This is a genomic window from Stanieria cyanosphaera PCC 7437 (assembly GCF_000317575.1).
Classification (GTDB): domain Bacteria; phylum Cyanobacteriota; class Cyanobacteriia; order Cyanobacteriales; family Xenococcaceae; genus Stanieria; species Stanieria cyanosphaera.
Window position 1 is genome coordinate 103,105 of the sequence record NC_019765.1, and the last position, 23,869, is coordinate 126,973.

Here is a 23,869-nt window from a genome sequence, read left to right on the forward strand (position 1 = left end):
CCGTGCTGAAGCACGAGGTCTTAAACCCAATTTTTTTCGATAATTTTAATATCCAAAGAATAGCCCCTACCTTTGACGGTTTTAAGGAATTGAGGTTCTCCCGAATCTAGTTCGATTTTGTCTCTAATTCGCCAAACCAAGTGGTTGATATGGCTTCTATTTCTGCCGAAACTATCTTCATTCCAAATTGCTTCGATCAATTCATCATACTCACAGATTGAGGGGCGATCGCTATTCTGATGATTTTTGCGACTCATATAATCGATTAAACAACGTTCTTGTTCCCCTAAAGATATAGAATCTCGACGACGGGCAAGATTACGAAACAAAGTTTTTTGGCTGAGGCTGTATTCGATACTGTGGATGGTTTCCCTACTCGATATCTGGCTGGTTTCTCCAGGATCGATAAATTCCAACCGCCAGAAAATAGGTTGTTCCGACGGACTGAGTTCTCCCAAAATCAAGATATAGTCGCCACTTCTCAGGGAAATTTTGTCTTCAGAACGCACATCGATTTCTGGTCGGTCTATTTCTCGTTGCAGAAAAGTTCCGTTAGAACTACCTTCGTCTACGATCCACCAGCGATTGTTTTTGTATTGGAAAGAACAGTGATTTCTAGATATTGTTTTGTGGGGGTCGGGTAGAACGATATGATTGTTACTTTGTCTGCCAAGAGAAATATAAATTTCGGCTGTTGTTTGCTTGGTAATAATATTTTCTAGCTCGATTGTGTATTGCGAGCCATCTGGTTTGGTAACTTCTAAAAAAGGATATTCGGAATTCATATTATCGTGCTATAGACAAGAATATTAATTTTTTTTTAATACTTATTTCAAAAAAGTTAATGAATAAACCAATAAATTTATTCATCAAATCGAATCTATCATTTATAGACCCCAGGCAAGATTGAAACAATATTTAATCTTTATTTAGTCAGATTTAAGTTGATTGTAATTAGATGGTAAAAGCTGTATTATCACGATTACTGAGATTTCATTAGAAATACATCCGAATAATAATTTCATCTATAAGTGAAAAACTTACTAGAGCGAAAATGCAAGATATTAAAATTTTTAAATTAGGAGCTTTGGTACTTTTAACTACTGGAACTTTATTGGGAGACTACAGGGTAGAAAAATCAAAGTTTCTGCCAAGTATGCTCGAAAATGTTTCTCAATCTGTCTTAGCACAAAATAGTCCATCTAAAGATGCCAGTCAAATTTTTGAAGAAGTCAATCCCGCTGTGGTGACTATCAAAACTGGTTCGGCAATTGGTAGTGGATTTATTTACAGCGAAGATGGTTTGATTTTTACCAATGCTCACGTAGTCGAAGACGCTCCGAAGGTGGTAACGGTAGTGTTTGCCGATGGTAGTCAAGCTTCGGCGGATGTGGTTGGTTTTGCCAAAGGAGGATTAGATTTAGCTGCTTTGCAAGTTTATCAATCAAAAAAATTACCCACCGTTACTCTAGCACAGCCTAATTCTGTTAGAGTGGGCGAACCTGTTTTTGCGATCGGTACTCCGTTAGATTCTCAATTTCAAAATTCGTTTACCCAAGGCAACGTGACTAAGATCGACCGAGATAAATTTGACCATATACAACACGATGCTGCTATTTTTGGTGGTAATTCTGGAGGACCTTTGCTCAATGATAGAGGAGAAGTCATTGGTGTCAACTCTGAAGGAATAGTACAAACTGGAAAGCTTAATACAGGAATGAATTTTGCTATCCCCGTCGATAAATTAATTTCTTTTATCACCGCAGTAAAACAAGACAATATTTCTCCCGTATCTACTCGACCAACAGGAAAAAGTGAAACAAACTTTAGAGAAATTACTTTGAACGGTCAAACAATTTCAGATAGTTTATCCGAAGAAAATCGAGCTTCTTATTACATTTTTGAAGGGCGTGCGGGTCAACAAGTCACTATCGATATGGTTAGCGAAGAAATTAATTCGGCTTTAGTGCTGGTTAAAGCGCAGATATCTCCCAAAGGAGAAATAGAGCCAGAATATAAAGTTGATGAAAATGATGATTTTAATCCAGGAAGTTTGAACGCCAGGATTGAAACTACTCTAAAAGAAGACGGTTTTTATGTAATTATTGCTCAATCTCCCTACAACGGAGAATACGGCACTTACAATTTGCAAGCCCTTTCTAATGACACTTCTTCGGAGTTTTGAAGCAAATTTTATTAATTAATACTAAGAAAAAAAATGATGAAACTCAAACCTGTTTTGGGCATTGCCCTAGCAACTGCTATTATTACTGCTGCCATTCCTAGTTTTAGTCAATCTGCTTCTGAAGATCGAGTAAGCTTTTTTTGTAAAGCTATGTTTGATAGTGCTGCTGGCTCAGAGATTCCCGCCACTATAGCCTGGGTTCCCCAGCGAAATCAAAATGTCCCGATTATTTATTGGAAATCTGCTCATTTTGAAGAAGCTGGTTGGGATGGTCAAAGACGGTGCGAAGAAGTAACCCCCAAATTTCAAACTTTTCTTGATAATAACCGCCTTAATTATTTAACTCATGGTAAAGTCGGTGCTTATCCTGTGATTTGTGCCGTAGGAACCCAAAATGGGGAGACTTGTAACGCAGAAAATCAATTGTTTCAACTCAAACGGGAAGCAGATGGGGATGATGCGCTCAAAAGTTTGATGGATATTTTGGAAAGAAGAGGAGGAGATGCACCTCCTTTATATCAAAGTTCGGGATCGCAGATTTACGTTCCCATGAATGAGTTTTTGTTAAATGCTCCCGCAGTAGAGGATTGAATAATGTCGTAATTTTTATATTCTGTTGTGTCAAATAATGCAAATTAACTTTAGTCCCCCGACCTCCAAATTTGGGGGCAGTTAATCAGTACAAGAATATTAACTTACCATTTTAGTCTAGGCACGCCACTACAAAACAATTAAGTTTATTCAGACATAGTTAGCTTTTCCACACTTCTGTTTGTTTATCGAGTGATTTTATTAAGATAAAAATTTTTATGAAACGTTCTTTTGCTTTAATTGGCTTTTTTCTATTACCCACATCGGTTTTCACGGTAAGTGCTTGTTCGTATTTAGGTATCAATACATCGGGTGCTGAAGATTTGACAGCAAAATCGGTTCTTACTCAAAGTTCGGGTCAACAGTTGGCACAATCAAACGAAGTTGCTCAGGCATTTTCTCCCGAAGCAGAAAAAGATCTTACAGAATTAGCTAGAGCCATTACCGTTAAAATCAGCACTAAAGACAATGGTGGTTCGGGGGTTTTGATTGGTAAGCAAGGCAATAACTATCTGATTCTCACTAACGCTCATGTAGTTCGTGGTGGTAAAACTTTTGAAGTTAAAACTGAAGACGGTCAAACTCACCAAGCCAATCTAGTTTCTAACTCTATCAGTTCCGCTTACGATCGGGCATTGCTTCAATTTAGTAGTAACCACACTTACAAAATAGCTACCCTTAGTAAATTACCTGCCGAACCAGAACTACCTACTTTTGCAGCAGGTTATTCTCGCCAAACTGGGAAATTTGTCACTACAAGTGGTCAAGTTACTCAAATTTCCGACCGACTTCTGAAAAAAGGTTATCAAATTGGCTACACCAACGAGATCGAATCAGGCATGAGTGGTGGACCAATTCTCGATGGGGATATGAAGTTACTGGGAATTAACGGTCAACTAAAATTTCCTATCATCAATACTGTCTATGTCTATCAAGATGGCACACAACCCAAGCCAGAAGAAATTGAAGCAATGAGGCAGTTAAGTTGGGGCATTCCCATCGATACGGTGTTGGGAGAATTAAATTCCAATATTGTGACTGCTTACAATTTACCTCAACCAGAAATTGCAGAAGCCAACACACCTGCTCTAACGGAATGGTTGGGCGAGTTAGAAGCCGAAGCAAAGCAATTTACCGTCAAAATTGATAATACTAATGGCTTGAGTAATGGTTCGGGAGTGATTGTAGCTAAAGAAAACAATACTTATGCCGTTTTGACTGCGGATCATGTAATTTGCGAAAGGGACAACGCCACCCAACCCTGTCGCGACTTTGTTTATGAAATAGTGACTCATGACGGTCAACGTCACCAAATAGAAGCTGACAAGACTCGAAGACAAGAGGGGGTAGATTTAGCGGTAGTTAAATTTACCAGTGATGAAAATTATCAAGTAGCTCAGTTAGCTAATTATCCTTTAACACAAGGCGATGCGGTATTTGTGGCAGGGTATCCCAAGCTAGATAACAATAAACCAGCCCCGTGGTTGTTTAGTTTGGGTTATGGTTTTGAGCGAGAACAGGGATTATTAGAGGTTAAAGATAGTTCTTTGACTACCGATAATTTTGGTTTGATTAGCAGTCAGGGTAGTTTAGCTGGTGGTTATGAAATGGTTTATAGCAGCATCACCTATGGAGGAATGAGTGGTGGTGCGGTATTAGATCGAGATGGCAGAGTTATTGGCATTCATGGGTTGGCAGAAGGAGAAGAAGTTTTAGACAGTCAAAGCAGTGACAAAAAGCAGGTGCAGTCAGGTTTTAGTTTAGGAATTCCCATTAATACATTTGTCGGTTTAACAAATATATTAAAGGTTAACTCCACATTAGCGATACAAGATAACAAACCGAAAAAATTAAACACGTCAGAAACCCAAGCTTTTCAAGATGCTATTTTAGGTACAGAAATACCTCAAAGTAATGCTACAGCAGAAAAATGGATTGAAAGGGGAAATAAACTATGGCGGTTAAGGCGCAATTCTGAAGCAGTGGAGGCGTTCGATAAAGCAATTGAACTTAAACCTGAATTTATTCATTTGGCTTACTATGGCAAGGGTTTGGCTTTAGGGTATGAACGTAAATATGAAGCAGCATTAAAAAGTTTGGAACTAGCTACAGAAACCGAACCTAGTTTTGCAGCAGCTTTCCTGACTAAAGTTGTGTTTTTACAACAATTAAATCGATTAGAAGAAGCACTATCAGTTACCGAAACAGCAAGTTCACTGCAACCAAACAATGCCAATTTATACAACCAAAAAGGTAATATCTTATTCGATCTAGAACGTTATTCAGAAGCTAAACTGGCTTATAACCAGGCAATTAAACTTAATCCTCGCTCTACTTTTTACTACAATAGAGGTAATGTTTACGATCAACAAAACAAACCAGATTTGGCCATAGTCGACTTCAATAAAGCGATTTCGATTAATTCTAACGATGCTAAAGTTTACATTAATCGAGGTTTATTTTACATTCGACAAGACAAACCAGATTTGGCCATAGCCGACCTTAATAAGGCGATTTCGATTAATTCTGATTATACTAAAGCTTATTACAATCGGGGTGTTGTTTATGATCAACAAGGCAAACTAGATTTGGCCATAGCCGACCTTAATAAGGCGATTTCGATTGATCGTGAATTTGCTCTAGCTTACCTTAATCGGGGTGCTGTTTACGCCGACCAAGGCAAACTAGATTTGGCCATAGCTGATTACAATCAAGTAATCGACCTCAATTTTGATGATGGCATAGTTTACTACAATCGGGGTAATCTTTACGCTCAGCAAGGCAAACTAGATTTAGCCCTCTCCGACTACGATAAAGCGATTGCTATTAATTCTAACTATACTGGGGCTTATTTCAATGCTAAGGTTTATTACAATCGAGGTACTATTTACGCTCAGCAAGGCAAACTAGATTTAGCCCTCTCCGACTACGATAAAGCGATTGCTATTAATTCTAACTATGCTGAAGTTTACGCCGATCGGGGTAGTATTTACGCCAGGCAAGGCAATCCAGATTTGGCTTTAAATGACTTCAATCAAGCGATTGACCTTAATCATAATGATGGTGATGCTTACTACGGTAGGGGTACTATCTACGTAACACAAGGTCAATTAGATTTGGCTCTAAATGACTTCAATCAAGCGATTGACATCAATCATAATGATGGTGATGCTTACTACGGTAGGGGTACTATCTACTTGTACCAAAACAAACTAGATCTAGCTCTCGCTGACTTTAATCAAGCCATCCTGATTAATCCCGATGATGCTAAAGCTTATGGTAACTTGGCTTTGGTGTATCAAAAAAAAGGAGCTATTGAAGCAGCGCGAGCTAATCTTCAAAAAGCCCAAAAATTATTCATTGCTCAAGGTAACACTGTTTTAGCCGAACAAGCAGCTAGTTTATTGCAACAATTACCTTAAACAAACATAGAAAAAACCTACTAGCTCGATTCAATTTTTGAAACCGTAAAACAAACCAAAATAATTGTTAAGATCAAATATTTTAAAATATCTGTTTAAGGAAAAATGTAAATTCTTCTTTTTCCTCAAGCAGAGAAACTTTTTCGTTACAATAGGCAGAAATATAAATTCCTCAATTTTAAAATTAGCTAAGAGGAAGATGTAAAATATCAAATTAAATTTAAACGCCAAGCAGTGAAAGATTTAAAAGCCTTATCTCCCAATTTAAGAGAAAAAATTTTACTTAAAATTGAAGCTATGGAGAATAATCTACAAGGAGATATTAAAAAGCTCACTAATTTTACTCCAGAATATAGATTAAGAGTTGGAACATATAGAATTTTATTTAAAATTGATGGTGAAATTTTAAGGATTCACCGAGTCAAACATAGAAAAGACGCTTACCAATAATAAAAACCAAGTAAATACAATGATTGAATTACATCCCGAATTTATAACCAAAAATGGTCAAAAAGAGTTTGCCGTACTTCCTTATGAAGAATTTCTAAAACTACAAGAGATACTAGAAGATTTAGAAGACTTACGAGATTTAAGATCGGCTGAAGAAGAAGATAAAGACAGTCCCGAATATTCTTTACAAGAAGTTAAGCAAATGCTTGAAATGTAAAAAGTCTGTAGAGATAGATTGAGTTTAATTCATGTTTAACAGCATCCGCAAATTAATAAAAATGACCATAAAACAATACGACAAATTTAGATTTTTTGTGCTGTTTTAATGCCTTTAGGAGATTTTTTCTAAAAAGCATGAAGCACATAAATATGTTTACCTATTTGTACAGCATAAATTGTTCTATAAGTGTCAGAGTCAAATCGAGTAACAATCTCAAAAATACCACTGCCAATTCCTTTAAATGTTAAACCATTTAAAAGTAGGATAGATGAAAGTAAATAAGATAAAAAGCTCGACAAAAATGAAAACTCCTTTAGCATTACCAATTAAAATACCTATTGTAAAACTAAAAGATTTTTGTCAGCGAAATGAGATCGATAAATTATCGTTATTTGGTTCGGTATTAAGAGAGGATTTTACCCCCGAAAGTGATGTAGATCTATTAGTAGAGTTTGCCAAAGGAAAAACACCAGGGTTAGCAATTGTAGATCTACAAGATGAATTATCGCAAATGCTAGGGCGAGAAGTAGATTTAAGAACACCAGCAGAATTAAGTCACTTTTTTCGCGAAAGAGTATTAAGTGAAGCCGTAATAATTTATGCCAAAAATTGACGATCTTACTCGCCTAAAACACATCAAAAAAATCAATAATAAACCATCTTAAATCCAACAGGTAATCGCGCTGCTGCTAATGCCGTTCCTTTTAGCTGGCTATAGGCGAGATCCGAACCGCTTAAATCTGCACCAGTTAGATTTGCCCAATTGAGTTTGGTATGGATTAAATTACTATTGCGGAGATTTACCCAGGCTAGATTTGCTCCTGATAAATTTGCTCCACTGAAATTGGTTTTTTCTAGTTCTGCCTGACTCAAATTCGCGCCATTTAAGTTAGTTTTCTCTAGCTGCGCTCCGATTAAATTAGCGCGATGGAGATTGACTCTAACCAGTCTTGCTTGACTTAAATTTGCTCCTGCTAAGTTTGCCCCTGCTAGATTGGCGTGACGTAAATTAGCTCCCGTTAGATTTGCCTGACGTAAATCTCTACCGCTCAAATCCTGTCCGCATAGATTGGCACGACGCAGGTTAATCCCAGTCAAATTATGAGGTAATCTGCCAAAATAACGTAAATCAGACCCCTGCCAATCAATATTTAAAAATTCTGCTCCATCTATAGTTATATTGAGCAACCGCTTTTTAGCAAACTGACGCTCTCCTTCTCGGTAGCGTTGCTGAAATTCTTGATCGCCGATAATTTCAATTCTCAACCAGGAGGGAAATAGATCGTATATGGTATCGGGTAAGATAAACATAGTTTTTTCAATTGATGTTAGTCGGTCTTTTATCTAGAGAAGTAGGAGAATACAGAGGGATACGTAACTTACCCCTGCGATAACTGTTTTGAATTTTGATTTGCAACCACTGAGCTAAATGCAGACTGGAGATAGGCAATTGCTGTAGATAAAGCTGCAAACGCTGACAATGAGTTTCAGTCCATTCCGCACTCGGATAAGTCAATCCCGATAGTTGCCAGAAATTGTAGATATAGCTAACATTTCGCCAACACTCCTCCAAACTATCTCGTTCGGAAAAGTAATTTCTATCGAGTCCTAGTTTGCGCCACCAAGAACCAGTAAACCAATCTTTAATTAGCTTGCGCCAATACTGGCGATCAATTCCCGTCACAAACAATAAATAATGAGTTCCATAAAGAAGGCGACTCATCGCCGTTTGCCATTGCGAATAGGAAATCTCATCGAACTTTTTTTCCGACAGCAAATAACTCAAGCGATCGCATTCCTCGCGGATATCTTCCAAAGCAGCCTCTACAGAACCTAAAGCTTCAGCTAACGGGCGATCGCGCTCCTTAAGGTAAGCTTCTCGAACGTATTCGAGTAATTTTGGTTCGTCATCGCCAACCAGTTCGGATTCTTCTGGTGTTAAAAGTAATAGCTTTGGTTCTGCGAGGGTTTGCATGGATAAATTTAGAGTGGTTTATCTGGTTATTGTTCTTGTTGTAAACTTTGATGCGGATCGCTAAAATTTACTACTGTTGAGAATCGGATTTACCATTAAAAGAGTAATTATGGCGATCGCTAGAAGTAAGAATGATATCTTTCTGACTATTCACCCTATCAAGTTCAAACGCTCGTTCTTGTCGTTTCTGTTTGAGAAATTCGATAAAAGCCTCTGCTGCTGCTTCACTCCAAGACATCTGTACGTCTTCCCGTCGAGCGTGTGTCGCAATTAAACCTACAGCAATTCCAGAAGTAACCACAGAAAGGATAAATACATATAAACTAAGACCGAGCATTGCCCATTCGCCATTTTTCAAGCGACTGAAGAACAAATCGAGGGCGATCGCCATTGCTCTCATGCTAGATTTTATTTCGTCATTTTCATTAAAGTTTTGAGCATAGACATCAAATAGAGTCGAATGTAGATAATTTAGATTACCCAGGCTTGCGATTTCTGCCTTGAGTTTTTCTAACTCTTCTTCTGCTCTTGTTAAATTCTCGGCATAAATTTCCGTTAGTCTACTACTTTTAGGACACCAGGGCCACTGAGCAACGGGAGAGGTAGAATAACTACGCTGGGGTAGGGGTAAATTGTAGTCTTGCCACGAACCATAAGCTTGAGGAAATAAAGAACCTCGTTCGGGACTATTGGGTAGAGTTCGTGCCAATCGAGCTTCTAGGTTTTGACACTGGTTTTTAGCCTCAGTTAGTTGTTGAGGTTCGATTTGTAAAGCCTCTATTTTTTTCTCTTGAGGAACGATAACTCGCTCTTGAATTAATTGTTCGCTCAAGCGATCGCTCAAACTCGGTCGATCTAACAGAATCAGCGTTCCCACTCCTCCGACAAAAGACTGGACGATATTAATTAAAACAACCCCTGCCAAACCGATACCGTTCCAATTTTTGTGTCGGGCTTCATAGGCGATCGCTACAACTCCCGTCCAATTACTAAATTTAATCAAACCGAGTTCTATGGCGATCGCTAATAGCCAACCAAAGATACCAAAGTCAATCAAAGTTAATAACAGCAGGGGAAAACTGCTAGCAGCATTGATTAAATTAGTAACGGTTAAAATACCTGCAACCCAATCTGACTGTCGGGCTAACTTTTTAGTGACAATAGCATCGCCGTACAGTTCGGAAGCAGTAACGATCAGCAAATCTCGAACTAGATGACAAAGCCATCGGTAGGAAAATACCGAGTTGTAAGCAGTTGGTATTTGAGAGTTAGGCGATCGCTTTTGATAACGATTAGTGGGAGTCATAACGATACATTTTGCTTGAGGAGGATAAGTTAGTTAATCTGATAAAAAAGGCATATTGATGCAGCTATCCTTTGAAGACGGGAATTTTTTCTAATTCGATAGGAACATCTAAATATTGACTTAGACGCGGTGAAAACTTAAGGGTTTATTTTTCTGTATTGTTTAAGACTCTCGACCAATTAGGAAATGCTTGCAATAGCGTGTTTTTTTCTGATTCAAAACTTGAATTTGATTGTGCAAAAAGTTTGAGAGCGATCGCAGCGTTATCGATAATAATATTAAGCCTAAAACTGTAGTCGAAGTTTTTTTCACCTTTTAATTCCTCTTACATCTATCTATTAGTACCTTCGGTAGATTCAGGCTCATTGTTGCAGAGATGAAGGAAATAAATTTGCAAGGTGAAGCTAGTAATGCCGAATATAAAGCATTTTTATCTGAAAAATTAAATAATATGTTTTTCCGTAGTAACTACTACAACCACCACCTATAACTAGCACCAGAATGATTTTTTAAGCGGTCTGTTTTCTTTTGTAAAATATCTCTAACCGACATCAAAATTTCACCTAGTTTATTATCACCAGTACCATCTTCTCCAAAACCCCAGTAATAATCTGAAGGAGAATTATAAATGATCGCTTTTTTTCCCGTACTGAGTAATATTTTTCTTATATCCCTATGCCAATCAAATTTTTTAAATACCGCTTGATACATCATTTGGTCTTTTACTTCTTCCCAGTCACTACGCCAAAATTGCCGATAATTCTCAGCTAAAGCAATTGCTACTTCTGGCGTTTTTGCTGCTAGTATTTCTTTTAATAACAAATTATTACGCTTTGCTTCACGCTCTGTTAAAGAGTTTCCCTCGAATTTTTGTGCTTGAAAATAGTGTTCGCTAGTTCTGCATTGAAATATATCTAATCTAACACCATAAAAGGCAGAATTTGAAAAGCATCCATAAGGATTTTCACTTGCATCGCAGAAGTAAATATTCATAGTAGTTCACAAATGTTTTAATTCAGCTATTGTCAGTATCGTCAGCAGAGATTAAAGTTATGTACCAGTAAGACTAAAATATAATTCTACTCGCTGACGGTCTGACGATTAAGGAGCGATCTTTTCAATCTTAATTACACGAATACCAGACTTTCCCTGACGCTCGAAATTGACTTCTACGCCTACAGCACGCAATCCTGGGTTGATTTTTCGTAGCTTTTGGCTAAGTTTATTGGCAGCCTTGGGTAAGTCATGGGTTGAATATTCATGTTCTTCTGCATACCCCTCAATAAACTTCAATAACTCGGTTGCCGTTCCCTGCCAGCAAGACTCTCTTTCTAATAAAGATTGAATTGCTAGTGTTTCAATAGAATCTTCAACCGTCAGTCGTTGAGATTGTTCGCGGTTGGTTTGATAGGCTTGGAGAAAAGTACCTGATTCAAAACCCAAAGCTGGTTCGGCTGCCGTTACCCACTCGGCAAAATCTGCCATACGGGGAGATTCTTCTAAATTAACTCTTTCTCGATTGGCTAAAGCCTGACTGACGGCAGTGCAAAATAATCCTAAAATTCTTGGTTTTAACTGTTCAAAGCGAAGGTTAATTTCTGTTTCCGAACGTCTTTGCTGTGGGTGAATCGGGTCGAGATGAATGCAAATCGAACGGTCTAGTAAGTCTCCATTAGTTATTGTATCTGCAATACTAGTAATAATTACAGGTCGTGCTGCTTCGATTACCGTTTGTTCTCTATCACTGTAAAGCTTTCGGTCTACATAACTATTACCCGTACTGAGTCGGCACAAACCGTCAGAAAGAGATTGAGAGAGTTTTGATAAATTATCGAAGCATAATACCCAAGCATTCATTGCTGCAACCATCAGACTGCGTTCGTCTTTGGGTTGCGATCGCAAGACTCCTTTGCCAGGATCGATTAGTTGTTTGAGCATTTTTGCCAAACTAGATTTACCAGAACCTTGTTCGCCAGTAATAATTAACAGAGGATAAGGAGGATTGGGACTAAGCGTACCTAATAACCAACCTGCTACTAAAATCAGTTGTTCGGGATTGAGATTGGTAAACTCTAACAAGTCTTCAATTTTGCCTCCCCTGACTGGAAAGGGTAGGGGTTCGATAAATTGGGAAGTTTTAAATCGAACGGGAGGATTGTTGATAATATACCAGTTTTGCTTATTTATGGCGATCGCGTTTCCCTTGTCATCCCCTACGTTAATATAGATAGTTCCTTTGTATTGAATGACGCGATTATGGTAAATTTCGGCTTTCGGTTTGAATAAAGCTTCTGTTTCTAATTGTTCTATCAGTAAATTAACTTCTTTTGGAGTTAAGAATTTGTTGTATTTGTCTCTGGCATAGGCTTTCAGCCATTGTTTGAATTTCGCGCTATTGACTGGATATGTCTGACGAAGTTGATATCTATAGACATCGATGTATGCCGTATCATCGGGGGTATGGAATAAACCCGAACTGAGTATTGTAAAAATTGCCTCTAAAATTGTCGTTATTACCGTTTTAATCGGTTTAATCATAGTAGGCGATCGCATTTATTGGACTTCCTACTAGATATATCGATCGATTTACTTCAAATGTTGGAATAATTCAAAGCATTGCTTAATAGTTATTAATATCACATTTTTTTTAAGTATATTTACAGAGATTACTCGTTCATCTTACAATAATACGCATATTTTATTTTGACTAATTACATTAATTTCAAAATTCAAGTATTTTTTGATATATGAACCGAAGAATATTTATTTTAGTTTTAATTGGTTTAATATTGACTTTCTCTTCGTTGCTTTCGCGTATTCTAGATTTGTTCAACGATCGCTCTGTCATAAAGGCCAAATTAATATGTCAATTTGATAAAAATTCTGAACTTGAAAAATCAATAAGCTATGGAGAAAAAAATTTAAATATCGATTTATCTGAATCGGATAAAAATGTAACTTTTACAGAGCATAAAGAAACAGGAAACCAATTATTTTTGTCAGGAGAGTATAATAAAGCATTTAACGAATTTAAAAAAGCTTTAATTGTTAAAAGAAATGCTCCAGAAACCTCTATTTATTACTACAATAGTCTTATTAACAATGATATTATTAAAAATCAAAATTCATTTACTGTTGCAGTTATCGTTCCTGGAAAGTATAAACAAATAGATTCAAAGTCAATGCTACAAGGTTTTGCTCAAGCACAACAAGAACTTTATGAAGCAGGTGGCATTAACGGCAAATACTTAAAGATAGCTATTTTTATAGATAATGATAAAAGAGAAAAAGCACAACAAATTGCTTGTTACATTGCTGAAGATTCAAATATTTTAGCAGTTACTGGACACTGGACATCTGATGTAAGTTTAGCAGCAGTACCAATATATAACGCTAATAAGATTCTATACATTTCCCCAATTAGTACCACAATAAAACTTTCAGGATATGGCGATTATATTTATAGAACAAACATTACAAATAAATCAGGAAGTGCTAATTTGGCGAACTATATGAAAACCAAGCTTCAAAAAACCAAAGTAGCTATTTTTTATGTTAAAGGTGTTAGTTATAGTGAAGAAATTAGGAGTGAATTTAAAAAAGCTTTAGGAGTAAATATTTTTAATAAGACATATAAAATAGCAGAGTTTGATTATCAACATCTTTTTGAAGATGTTGAATCTAAGGCAGACGAGGTAGCACAAGAATTTATTGCCAAAGCTAAAAATAAAGGAGCAGAAGTTATTTTGCTTGCAACTGATAACGCTCGCGCTGAGGTAGCTAGACAAATTATCCAAGCAAATGCTGCAAATAATAATGAAAAATTAGAAATAATAGGAGATTTAGCTAACTTATATCAGAGCAGTACTTTAGATCTTAAAAAAGATGCAGAAGGTTTAGTATTAGCAGTTTCTTGGCATAACAATATCGACCGTTGTGAAAAAAGCGATTGCGATTCAAACGGAGCAAACCAAAATTGTTCAGATTTTCCTAACAAAGCAGTATGTCTTTGGGGCGGAGATGTAAACTTTAAAGCAGCAATGTGTTATGACGCGATGAAGGTAATTATTGAAGCTATTAAAAAAATTGAAGCTGAAAATAAAGAAATTGACCGTCAGCAAATTGCTAAAGAATTGAAAAACAATTTCTTGAAAAACAATTTCTCTGCTAAAGGAGCTTTAGGAGAAATAACATTTTCATCGAATGGCGATCGTAAATTGAAGCCTTATTTAGTTAAAGTAGAATATAAGGGAAATGAAGCTCAACACGAAAGTGGTTATGATTTTGTTCCAATTGAATCGTCAAGCTCAGTAAACTAAAAACTAATTAATCGCTCTAGACCTCAAATTTTTTATCATAGCTGACAACATACCAAAAAATAATGTTGAAATAAAAACTTTAAATATTAATAAAATTAGTTCTACTCTATCTGGCTTTATTAAAAAGTGAACAAGAAAAATATTGATTATTACAAAAAAAATAATATTAAGAAAACGTAAATATTTATTTATATTTCGCCAGTTTGATCTAATAAAATAAGAAATAAATAGTATAGCAGTAAAAATTATAAACAATAAAATAGTTTTAACTATAAACATTTGTTCTTCTAAATTAATTAACCGATCAACGAACATTAAACTAATAATAAAATACCCTCCCATTAATAATAATATCCAAATTGGAAAACTTGTATTAGTTAAGTTAATTATTCGATTGACAATTATATCAATCGGCTTTCTTCTCGTATTTATATATACGAAAAACAATTTAATAAATGTTAATTTAAAAGCTTTATATTGTTGTATTTGATTATTATATTGTTGTATTTGGTTATTTATATTTATAGAAATTAAAGGTATTCCCTGTCCACCAGAATGACAAATTACTGGAAACCAAGCAGCATAAGCACCATCATTTTCTTCAGTTGGGAAAATCCGTAATTGTGTCTTCAACAGAGCCATGTTAAGGTTTTTATAATGTCTTAACTGTGTTAACAATTCTCTGAGAATATCTAAAGCAGTTATATCTGGAACAACTTCTTTATAAGCAATACAGGAAACATTATTAATTCCCAATGTTGATATTAAGTCTCTCGCAAAACCTAAACTTTGGCAAGAATTAAAAATAATTAATTTATGTTTACTCGGATTTATTGTGTTTAATGCGTTTTCTAATTTTTTCAAAGTAAAACTTTCGTTAGATGAAAAATCGAATACTCCTATTGGATTTAAATTATTATTTGGATCGGGATTAATTGTACGACTATGCCCAATAAAAGCTAATATATCAAAATTATCCTGGCAAATTTTATCATATAATTCTTTAATCTTTTTAGGTCGATAGGCTATTACATTTAACCATTCTCTATTATTTGACTTTAAACATTCTATCGTTGTATTTACTTTACTTTGGTCTATTTCAGAGCCTATAACTGTTAAAAGTCGAACTGGCGTATTATTAAATTCTATTCGTTGAAATTGATTTATTAATCCAGAGTTGAACCTAGAAATAAAATTTACAGACAAATTTAAGTTAGATATATTTTGTCCCTGAGTGTAAGCCTCCTGTCTTATTAATTGTTTTATTGCTTGTTGCCAAGGTAATTGTCTCAAGTCAATACTATCAGTTTGTATATATATACAAAAATTTCGATTGCGATCTTGTTGATAAGCCTGAATAATATCATCATATAAATATGATAAAATACTATTTAGATTACCAAAATGCCTGATCCAATTTAACATGCCATTAATTAAATTGTGAGATGCTAGATTGACGGCATCAGCCATTTTCATAAGAGTATCTGAAGGAATTTGAGTACTTGTTACCGCTGCATAGCATTTACTATCCTGGTGTCTTCTAAAGTTTTCTATAGCTTGTTTCCATTCTTGCAAGTAAGCAAAAAAACTTTTACTATTTGAGGACAATTGAAAATTTTTAGCTAATGTTCCTTTTTTAATTTCTTCCGAAATAGGAGATATTTTTTTTAGGCTAACTCTAAATACTTCTCCTTCTGGATAATTATGACCTGCTCTAAAACCGTCATCATTACTAAATTCTAAAAAATACGACATTTTTAACTCAATTAAAAATAAAATTCTATTTTTTCAGTTATTTTATTCAAATTTATTTCTAATACATAACATTCGTCTTTTTTTATTTTCATTAAATCAAACTGGATACAACCAGTTGAATTAGTAACTATTTCTTCTTTTAAAATGTTTTTATATCGATCCATTATTATTATTTTCAGTCCAATAGGTAAATCTATTGAGTTAGAATTAATTGAAGAGTATATTTTACATATCAAATCTAAGCTATTTTGTCGATCAATTTTAGTGCTTACCTCTAACGCCACTGAATTTTTACCAAGCTTCACAAGACGAGCTTTTGATATTTCATTATTTATAGTTACTGATGGGTTACTCTGTAGTTTATATGACCCAGATGTTACCATTCGTAAAGAAGGATAAACAATATCACTGAGGGATTGCCAAAACTCTTCAAAAATTCCTTCGTACCATTTATTAATATTTATTCTCAGGGTAAAACATCTTTCTTCATATAATTCTTTTCGTTTATCAGTACTATCTATCAATGCACACCATTCTGAAAAATCCTTTACTGCATATCTAGGAGACAAAACTGTAGGATGTCCCAACTTTGTAATCATTTGTTTTTCTTTGCTTTCACTCAAAGGCTGAAGAGAATTAACCTTTGTTTTGTTTTCTGCATTGTATTCTCTAACAATTAACATATTATCTATGTTCAAAAACATTTTTTTGGTATTTATATAATATTTACGAAGTATTTCATCGTATTTAGTTATTTTTGAGTTTTTAAGACATTTGTGAGTAGTATATCCTTGAACTAGCAAAAACATATTATCCAAATCTACATATATCGGAATATAATAATCCGCTGTCCATTCGGGAATATCTATCCATTCTGCATCTATTTCACATTCTTCATTTGAGCCTAATTGAGGAACTAAAACTAAACTTTTGTTTCCTAGTTTTATTTTTGTTCCATTTAAAAACTCCCAATTAATATAAAAATTATTTTTATCCCAAACTTCTAAATTCTCATTTGCTTCTATTTCTTCTCTTAACCATGTCATAAAACCTTCTTGGCAAATAAAATTAATTTTTGCATTACGGTATGTCGAATTACTAGAATATTCATTTCTTTTAAAGGGTATTTGTTCTATATCTTTATTATCGAAATAAATTATTAAGTTTGTCTGGTTGTTTTTCGCTAAACTATATTGATAATGAAACATGAAATTTTCCTCAATTGATGTTTTAGTGTGTTTGATGTGTGGTGGATTTGAATAAGTAACAGTAAATAAATTTTAAATTTTATAGATCATGCCATTGTTGAATTATGTGTTGCATATTTTCTCGAACAATATAAGAATATTTTTGAAATATTTCATAATTATATTTTGACTCGAATAATTTTAACTCTTGCATTAAAAAGTTTTCAATTTCATTAATAAGAAAATCTTGATCGCTTGTTATTACTGCTACATTATTATTTTGAATGTTACTTAAAAATTTAAAAGTAAACTGCCTATAAGTTTCTGGTAAATTTTTCTTCAACTTCTCCCGTACTGTTTCAACTCTTTCTGACGTAACTTCTTGAGAATTCATTGTTTCATCTAATACTAAGTTTGCAATTATTTTTTTAACAATATTTTGCTCAAGTGTTTTTATTCTACTGATTACACCACCCCCTCCTAATCCAACAATTTTTCCAATTTGTTCTAGAGTATAATTATTTTGTGTATAACTAAATCCATAATACATATATGTTAAAACTTTATTTTTTCTAACTATAATCTTTTGGTTTTTTATGTTCGCTAAAGATTCCATTTTTTCTAATATTTGTAATATTAGAAAATGAATATTTTTTATATTATTATTTAGATCGATACTGTCTTCTATTGATTCTATTGATGCCATGTCTTCATTTACTTGAATATTTCTTGACCTATTAGTATAATATGTTCTTAAATTTTCGTTTATTTCTTTAAGTTCAAATCTTATCCAGTTTGCATCTATTGTTAAATTATCTTCCAAATCAAAATTATATCCTCTAGATATTATTTCATTAAATTCTGATGCAATATTTTCTAATTCGGGATTTGTCGGTTCTCTGTATCTTTGACCTGGTACTAATTTTGGCATTGTTCCATAGTGCAATTTAAAGAGATTTTGAATTGTTGAATATCTAATTGATGGTACGCATCCTATTATTGCTGCTTCTTCTAAATCTGTTCTAGAACTCTTTTCCAATAGCCACCAACTCGAATGAAACATTATCCGAATAAGATCGGGATTATTAATATCTCTTTTTACAGAATCCTGTATTTTTCCACTGATTGTGGTTTTTAAATAGGGTAAAATTTTAGATTCTGTATTTTTATAGTTAGGATCGTATCTCTCGATTAATTTATTAATAAATTCTTGAGAAAGATTTCTAGAATTTAGTTGATGTAAATTACTAACGTTTGTTACATCTAAAATTTTTAGTAAACATTCTTGGAACAATCTTTCTCGAACATCACCTCGCTCGAACCATTGACCGATTTCTTGAGGAAAATTTACTCTATAACCGTCAATTTGATTTCTTACACTAACTGCTCCGTAGTTGTATGCAATATTTTTACAAAATATTGTTAAAAGTCTTAAATATAAATATTCATAATCAGAACATCTATTGAATAATAAATGTCTAAATACATTGTCTTCATCTTCACCATATTCTGAAATCAAAGGAATTATCGCATTTTTTAACTCTTCTAGATCGCTGTTGTTGCGTCGAACTCTCAAACGTTCATTATTTTGTTCGAGACGGGGTTCTCTTGTAAAATTGTCTATTAGTTGTTCATTGCACATCATCCGCTCCTCATATTACGCAAAATACCAGATGTAGGTATATAAGACAAAGATTTTAAGCTTTTTTGACTCATGCAATCAATAGTCGGTTAGGAAGTTGGTTAATGTTGGATTTTTTAGAAAAATTTTCTCTGAAAAGATTTGAAGCGATCGCCTGTATTCAACCAAACTCAAAAACTTCCCATCAGCTTAAAGATCGAAGCAGCACAGACTGAGGCAACAACAGCATAGAATGTAGGAAGCCTAGAAAGAGAAAAAAGTAATGCAACCATTCCTCCGATAATTCCCGTCCAAGAACTTTCTGGATCGGCAGATATTACTCCCGGAAAGATTAAAACACCTAAAGCTGCATAAGGAACTCCTTTTAACCATGATTCAAAAAATGGCGATAACTTTATTCTAGACACGATAGCTACAGGCAGTAGTCGAGAAAACCAAGTTGCCAGCAACATTCCGACAATCAGACATAAAATAGTTTTATCGTTCATAGACAATACCCTTCCTCTCAACAAACGGAAATACAAACGAACCTAAAATCGTTGCGATTACTAGCGACCATCCCAAAGAAAACGAGTTCTGTAGTAAAACTTTAGTTACTATTGCCACTCCTACAACCAAAAGACATTGAGGTTTTTGTTTCAAAGCTGGAACTAGCAAAGCAATAAACATTGCATAGAGAGCGACACTCACTCCTCCGCTAACTGTTTGAGGAATAAATTCTGCCAACCAAACTCCCAAAACCGTACCGATAACCCACGCTAAAAATGCAGATATAACCAAGCCAGCCATCCCCGAAACACTACGAATATCGCTGTCTTTTGTCAGAGAGGCTACGGCAAAAGTTTCATCGGTTATACCCAAAGAAATCAAAGCTTTCTCACTACCAGACAGATTGTGAAGTTTTGGTAGCAACGAAAGATTCATTACAATATGGCGCAAGTTGATAAATAAAGTAGCAATTACAATTTCTAAAATTGGTACACCTTTTGAGAGCATCGCAACCGCCATAAACTGACTTGCTGCTGCATGAACTGCTGCTGACATCAAAACTGCTGAAATTTCTGATAAATTATTTTCAGTACTTACAATACCAAAAGATATAGCAGTAGGAATATAGCCAATGATAATCGGAATTGCTGCTTGAAACCCCTTACTAAATTGAATTAATGCTAAGTTAGAAAAATGTTTGTTTGACTGTTTCATCTAATACATCAAATTTTATTTAATTCTTCTAGCTTTCTATCGGTTGAGGTTTTGAGTTTTGTTGCAAATATTTTGAAAAAACTATGTTGCTTTAGCTTTTATGATGCGATCGCATTTGTTTGATTGTCCCACTCCAAGCCCCTACACTCCGACAAAACAGATAAATAATGGTGCAAAATTAATTGAATAATTGAAAAAGAGAGTAGGAGACAGGAGATTTTTTATTTAAGCTTCCTCAGAAAGGATTGTTTTTAAACTAAGACAAAGAAAAATATAGACACAATTGAAAGAGATACTAATCACAGAAGTCCTATCGCCTTGAGATGGCGAGAAACGTTCCATACTAAATGGAGTAAAATAAAGACCTATATTTATAGGTGAATCTAGTACGATTGGTGGCCAATAAAAAAAACTCGACTCTAAGACAATTTCAATATAGGGAATAGATGCAATCAATACAATCAATAACAACACGATCCCTATCTTTTTATTTAAAAAGACAAGTACACCACTAGAACAGAGAAGTACTCTAAACAAAAAATCTACTGGAAATGGTAAAAGTGACTGCCCGAAAATTCCTCTACAAATCTGGTAAGCTGCAATAATTCTGAGCCACTTAATAGAATTTCGGTCTAGTAATATTGTTCGATTTTTATTTTTCATAAGAACCAATTGAAATTTATCTCAAAATATGGTGTTACTTCACTCTCTGTAATTACTTCGGCGTTAATAAGCCAAAATTCAAATATGTATCTTTTCAATAGCGATCGCTTTGACCTGAGTAAGTAATCAAAACAACCAAAAATTGACCCCAAAATACCTGATAACCACATTTTTTTCTCGGCTAGATCTTGGAGTCGCAATAGTTCTTGACTATCTTGAAACTTTTGCCCAAATTCCTCTTGACTCTTTGTTTTCATAACTTTTGTCCTACAGTAGAAGCGAATCAATCTTCTCAATTAGTTATTCGGTTGAAAGTTTGATTTTGTTGCAGGACAAAAGTAAAAATTTTTCAAATCCCCAAATACCTATACTCATAGAGTCGAGCGATAAATGCCCGATTTTAAAAAGCGATCTCCTTATAGTATTTGTGAAGATGATCTCGATTATCTTTTACTTTATTCAGATAACACCATGATTGACTTCGTTTAGTAATCTTGCCACCGCACCATTTAAAGTAGCCGTACCAATGTACTCAGCATATTTATTCAACTTCTCCCAAGTCTCCTGGCTAACTCGTACATAAAACTCGCAACCCATTCCTTGCTTGTAATTTATTCCTTCGTTTAATTGTTTGTGGCTCTCATTTTTGGTGCCAGAACTAACTTGCTGTTGCTTTAAGTTAGACTTTCCCTGAATTTTAGCTACGAGATCGGCAACAACTTTACCCGATGGAACTTTTCCTTTAGAACTTTCTACCGCTTCACGCCAGATTTCTCTCTGTTGCTCTGGTTCGAGCTTTGTTAAAGGTCTACATTGTCTTTCTGAGGTAGGTAAAATGAGAACCAATGGTTCTCGTTTTGGTTTTGGTTCGCCAGACAAGTTATCAACAACTTCTGCTGCACCGATTAAATAATCACTTCTGCGACGAGTAAAGCCAAATCTATCTTGGCAGTATTCCTTAAAAGTCTTGTGAGTAGAGCGATACAATCTTCTATCCCGAAGTTCTTTTAAAGCACATCCTGCCCGATAAAATGCCCTTTCTACCTCGCGCTCTAACTTTAATTTATCTCGTTCATCTTCTAAACTTAATTCGTCTTCATCGACTATTTCAACTGGAGTATTCTTGAGTTCTCTTGAGTCTACCATAATCTTTTTTATATTTGATTAATGCGTAGCGAAGCCATGCCGTAGGCTTATCGCCAAAAAGCTACCATGATCGAACTGCCGAAAAGTAAATAAGACGCTCGCTCTAGTTTGCCAGAACGTTTCCAGCTATATATGGGATTGAACGTCTGAATATTTGCAGGTTAAATGTAAATCAACTTACAGTAGCTAATAACAGAAGCTAGGCAGATGGTTTCGATCCTGTACAATCGGACTCAAAAGTTTCTATTTCTGGTATTTCTAAACCACGCAGTTTGCACCAATATTCCCGTTGACCTAACTGGTATCCCTGCCAGTATATATCAGGCGATCGAGGTTCTAACCCGCTAAGTCCATCGAGCCGACCCCCTGAATATAAATCTATGTAATTCTTTCCTTGCTGTTTAATTACTTCAAGTCCTTGTTTTTCTAGTTTTTCTTGCTTTACACTGATGTATGAATCAATCATGTTCAATTTTTGCGTGAGTGGTTTCGATTTAAAGGCGGTTAAAGTTTCTCAGGCTCAAAACCGTCTTTAATATTATTCTAACGTGTATACGTGCAAAAATCAATGATTAATACCAATTTATTTGTATGGCTACCTGCTATAATGAACCTGTGCCTACAAACTAAAATTTCACTATGCCAGGAACAAAAGCCAGTGGTCGTCCAGGGGGAAATCCAGATTTAAAAAAATATTGTTTTACAACAGATCGAAATGAACCCTTAAGAGAAAGATTGCAAATCAGAGTCTCCGCTTCCATGAAGAAAGAGTTGGAAGCTAGAGATAATTGGCAGGAATTTGTCAGAATCGCGATCGCCCAAAAGCTACAATCTTCATCAGATAAAAATTAAGATAATGAAAACTAAGTTAAATATTTTAATTGAGAAAGATGAGTCTGGTTATGCTGCTTCTTGTTCGGAAATTGCTGGTTATAAAGTAACAGCTAAGTCTTTAGATGTGGTAGTTAAAAATCTTCAAGCAACTATCGAAGATTATCTAACTCAAGTTTCTAGTACCAAAAAAGCTGAAAAATCCAGCCAACCAATTTGGGCAATAGCAGAAGATTTAATTGCAGATCTAACAGAGTCAGAAAAAGAACAATTACCAACAGATGGGGCAGTCCAACACGATCATTATATTTACGGAACGCCAAAAGTTGATTGATGGATACTATTTTTGTAGATACTTTTTATTGGGTTGCATTAATTAATCCTCAAGATGATTGGCATAAAAAAGTTCTGAAGTTTAGTCAATCGTTAGGAGATGTTCATTTGGTAACTACAGAAGAAGTATTAGGAGAAGTTTTGGCTTTTTACTCCAAATCTGGTCTAAAAATGAAACAACGAGCGATCAAATTAATTGAAAGTATTTTAAATAACGAGCGCGTCACAGTTGTCGAACAAAGTCATCAATCTTTTTTATTGGGTTTTGCTCTTTATCAACAGCGTTTGGATAAGGGATATAGTTTAACAGACTGTATTTCTATGAATACGATGAAAAATTTAGGAATAAATTCTGTTTTAAGTCACGACAAACATTTTACTCAAGAAGGATTAGTGATTTTATTTGACGACACTACAACTAAATAGATGATTACCAAAATAGAAGCATATAAATAACGATTTTGGGGTTTATACTGGACGGGGCGTATAAACTGCGCGGCGGGGTTCATAAACGCCTGGGGCAACCCCAGGCGACGACCCCTTGGAAACCTACGCAGACAGCCCCTCCAGAACACCAGTTATTAAAAGACTCATCGCGATACAGTGGTGGTGTTAGATAATGCTTGGAATGGTTTACCAAG

Annotated in this window: 23 protein-coding genes and 1 pseudogene; 10 read left to right on the forward strand and 14 right to left on the reverse strand. The window is 34.9% G+C overall.

Annotation, left to right across the window (positions count from 1 at the left end; all coding sequences use genetic code 11):
- Positions 1-20: 20 nt before the first annotated feature.
- Positions 21-785, reverse strand: coding sequence for an FHA domain-containing protein (locus tag STA7437_RS22575; protein WP_015211953.1), 765 nt, complete (start codon positions 783-785; stop codon positions 21-23).
- A gap of 269 nt (positions 786-1,054) precedes the next feature.
- Here STA7437_RS22575 and STA7437_RS22580 point away from each other — a divergent pair, with 269 nt between their 5' ends.
- From STA7437_RS22580 to STA7437_RS22600, 5 genes are all read left to right on the forward strand, one after another.
- The gene (locus tag STA7437_RS22580; protein WP_015211954.1) at positions 1,055-2,185 is read left to right on the forward strand and encodes a S1C family serine protease; all 1,131 of its coding nucleotides are present in this window, start codon (positions 1,055-1,057) and stop codon (positions 2,183-2,185) included.
- 33 nt (positions 2,186-2,218) lie between these two features.
- Positions 2,219-2,776, forward strand: coding sequence for a COP23 domain-containing protein (locus tag STA7437_RS22585; protein ID WP_015211955.1), 558 nt, complete (start codon positions 2,219-2,221; stop codon positions 2,774-2,776).
- A gap of 218 nt (positions 2,777-2,994) precedes the next feature.
- Positions 2,995-6,198 carry a serine protease gene (locus STA7437_RS22590; protein WP_015211956.1) on the forward strand — a complete coding sequence of 1,068 codons (3,204 nt, stop codon included), beginning with the start codon at positions 2,995-2,997 and terminating at the stop codon, positions 6,196-6,198.
- 213 nt (positions 6,199-6,411) lie between these two features.
- On the forward strand, positions 6,412-6,648 hold the full coding sequence (locus tag STA7437_RS22595; RefSeq protein ID WP_041620440.1) for a type II toxin-antitoxin system RelE family toxin: 237 nt from the start codon (positions 6,412-6,414) through the stop codon (positions 6,646-6,648).
- A 19-nt stretch (positions 6,649-6,667) separates the two neighbouring features.
- Complete coding sequence (locus STA7437_RS22600) at positions 6,668-6,865, forward strand: hypothetical protein (RefSeq protein WP_015211958.1); 198 nt, start codon at positions 6,668-6,670, stop codon at positions 6,863-6,865.
- Between the two features lie 131 nt (positions 6,866-6,996).
- Here STA7437_RS22600 and STA7437_RS27200 read toward each other — a convergent pair.
- Positions 6,997-7,110 (reverse strand): annotated as a pseudogene (locus STA7437_RS27200) (type II toxin-antitoxin system RelE/ParE family toxin); the annotation flags it as partial.
- 59 nt (positions 7,111-7,169) lie between these two features.
- Here STA7437_RS27200 and STA7437_RS22605 point away from each other — a divergent pair.
- On the forward strand, positions 7,170-7,481 hold the full coding sequence (locus STA7437_RS22605; RefSeq protein ID WP_015211959.1) for a nucleotidyltransferase family protein: 312 nt from the start codon (positions 7,170-7,172) through the stop codon (positions 7,479-7,481).
- A 32-nt stretch (positions 7,482-7,513) separates the two neighbouring features.
- Here STA7437_RS22605 and STA7437_RS22610 read toward each other — a convergent pair whose 3' ends face one another.
- The 5 genes from STA7437_RS22610 to STA7437_RS22630 form a co-directional block, all read right to left on the reverse strand.
- Positions 7,514-8,179: a pentapeptide repeat-containing protein gene (locus tag STA7437_RS22610; protein ID WP_015211960.1), complete on the reverse strand. Its 666-nt coding sequence runs from the start codon at positions 8,177-8,179 to the stop codon at positions 7,514-7,516.
- Between the two features lie 7 nt (positions 8,180-8,186).
- The gene (locus tag STA7437_RS22615) at positions 8,187-8,843 is read right to left on the reverse strand and encodes a Rossmann-fold NAD(P)-binding domain-containing protein (RefSeq protein WP_015211961.1); all 657 of its coding nucleotides are present in this window, start codon (positions 8,841-8,843) and stop codon (positions 8,187-8,189) included.
- 70 nt (positions 8,844-8,913) lie between these two features.
- Positions 8,914-10,149 (reverse strand): hypothetical protein, encoded by a 1,236-nt coding sequence (locus tag STA7437_RS22620; protein WP_015211962.1) that lies wholly within the window; start codon positions 10,147-10,149, stop codon positions 8,914-8,916.
- A 471-nt stretch (positions 10,150-10,620) separates the two neighbouring features.
- Positions 10,621-11,142: an NADAR family protein gene (locus tag STA7437_RS22625; protein WP_015211963.1), complete on the reverse strand. Its 522-nt coding sequence runs from the start codon at positions 11,140-11,142 to the stop codon at positions 10,621-10,623.
- Between the two features lie 108 nt (positions 11,143-11,250).
- On the reverse strand, positions 11,251-12,702 hold the full coding sequence (locus STA7437_RS22630; RefSeq protein WP_015211964.1) for a DEAD/DEAH box helicase family protein: 1,452 nt from the start codon (positions 12,700-12,702) through the stop codon (positions 11,251-11,253).
- A gap of 236 nt (positions 12,703-12,938) precedes the next feature.
- Here STA7437_RS22630 and STA7437_RS22635 point away from each other — a divergent pair, with 236 nt between their 5' ends.
- Positions 12,939-14,468, forward strand: coding sequence for an ABC transporter substrate-binding protein (locus STA7437_RS22635; protein WP_171815486.1), 1,530 nt, complete (start codon positions 12,939-12,941; stop codon positions 14,466-14,468).
- Positions 14,469-14,471: 3 nt separating this feature from the next.
- On the opposite strand, the gene STA7437_RS22640 is transcribed toward STA7437_RS22635, so the two are convergent.
- The 7 genes from STA7437_RS22640 to STA7437_RS22680 form a co-directional block, all read right to left on the reverse strand.
- Positions 14,472-16,223 (reverse strand): hypothetical protein, encoded by a 1,752-nt coding sequence (locus STA7437_RS22640; protein WP_015211966.1) that lies wholly within the window; start codon positions 16,221-16,223, stop codon positions 14,472-14,474.
- Positions 16,224-16,234: 11 nt separating this feature from the next.
- Positions 16,235-17,431, reverse strand: coding sequence for a DUF1822 family protein (locus tag STA7437_RS22645; protein ID WP_015211967.1), 1,197 nt, complete (start codon positions 17,429-17,431; stop codon positions 16,235-16,237).
- A 79-nt stretch (positions 17,432-17,510) separates the two neighbouring features.
- Entirely contained in the window at positions 17,511-19,055 is a 1,545-nt protein-coding gene (locus STA7437_RS22650) for a hypothetical protein (protein ID WP_041620442.1), read from the reverse strand.
- A 167-nt stretch (positions 19,056-19,222) separates the two neighbouring features.
- A complete protein-coding gene (locus STA7437_RS22655; protein WP_015211969.1) occupies positions 19,223-19,540 on the reverse strand; it encodes an AzlD domain-containing protein in 318 nt (105 codons plus the stop codon).
- Positions 19,530-20,255 (reverse strand): AzlC family ABC transporter permease, encoded by a 726-nt coding sequence (locus STA7437_RS22660; protein ID WP_015211970.1) that lies wholly within the window; start codon positions 20,253-20,255, stop codon positions 19,530-19,532. Before STA7437_RS22660 ends, STA7437_RS22655 begins: the two co-directional genes overlap by 11 nt.
- A 1,122-nt stretch (positions 20,256-21,377) precedes the next feature.
- Positions 21,378-22,064 carry a hypothetical protein gene (locus STA7437_RS22675; protein ID WP_015211973.1) on the reverse strand — a complete coding sequence of 229 codons (687 nt, stop codon included), beginning with the start codon at positions 22,062-22,064 and terminating at the stop codon, positions 21,378-21,380.
- A gap of 199 nt (positions 22,065-22,263) precedes the next feature.
- The gene (locus tag STA7437_RS22680) at positions 22,264-22,530 is read right to left on the reverse strand and encodes a hypothetical protein (RefSeq protein WP_015211974.1); all 267 of its coding nucleotides are present in this window, start codon (positions 22,528-22,530) and stop codon (positions 22,264-22,266) included.
- Positions 22,531-22,703: 173 nt separating this feature from the next.
- Between STA7437_RS22680 and STA7437_RS22685 the strand changes: the two genes are divergently transcribed.
- Genes STA7437_RS22685 through STA7437_RS22695 form a run of 3 tightly spaced genes read left to right on the forward strand, consistent with a single transcriptional unit; the run spans position 22,704 to position 23,654 of the window.
- Positions 22,704-22,916: a hypothetical protein gene (locus STA7437_RS22685; RefSeq protein ID WP_015211975.1), complete on the forward strand. Its 213-nt coding sequence runs from the start codon at positions 22,704-22,706 to the stop codon at positions 22,914-22,916.
- Between the two features lie 4 nt (positions 22,917-22,920).
- Positions 22,921-23,229 carry a hypothetical protein gene (locus STA7437_RS22690; protein ID WP_015211976.1) on the forward strand — a complete coding sequence of 103 codons (309 nt, stop codon included), beginning with the start codon at positions 22,921-22,923 and terminating at the stop codon, positions 23,227-23,229.
- The gene (locus STA7437_RS22695; protein ID WP_015211977.1) at positions 23,229-23,654 is read left to right on the forward strand and encodes a type II toxin-antitoxin system VapC family toxin; all 426 of its coding nucleotides are present in this window, start codon (positions 23,229-23,231) and stop codon (positions 23,652-23,654) included. Before STA7437_RS22690 ends, STA7437_RS22695 begins: the two co-directional genes overlap by 1 nt.
- Positions 23,655-23,869: the final 215 nt, after the last annotated feature.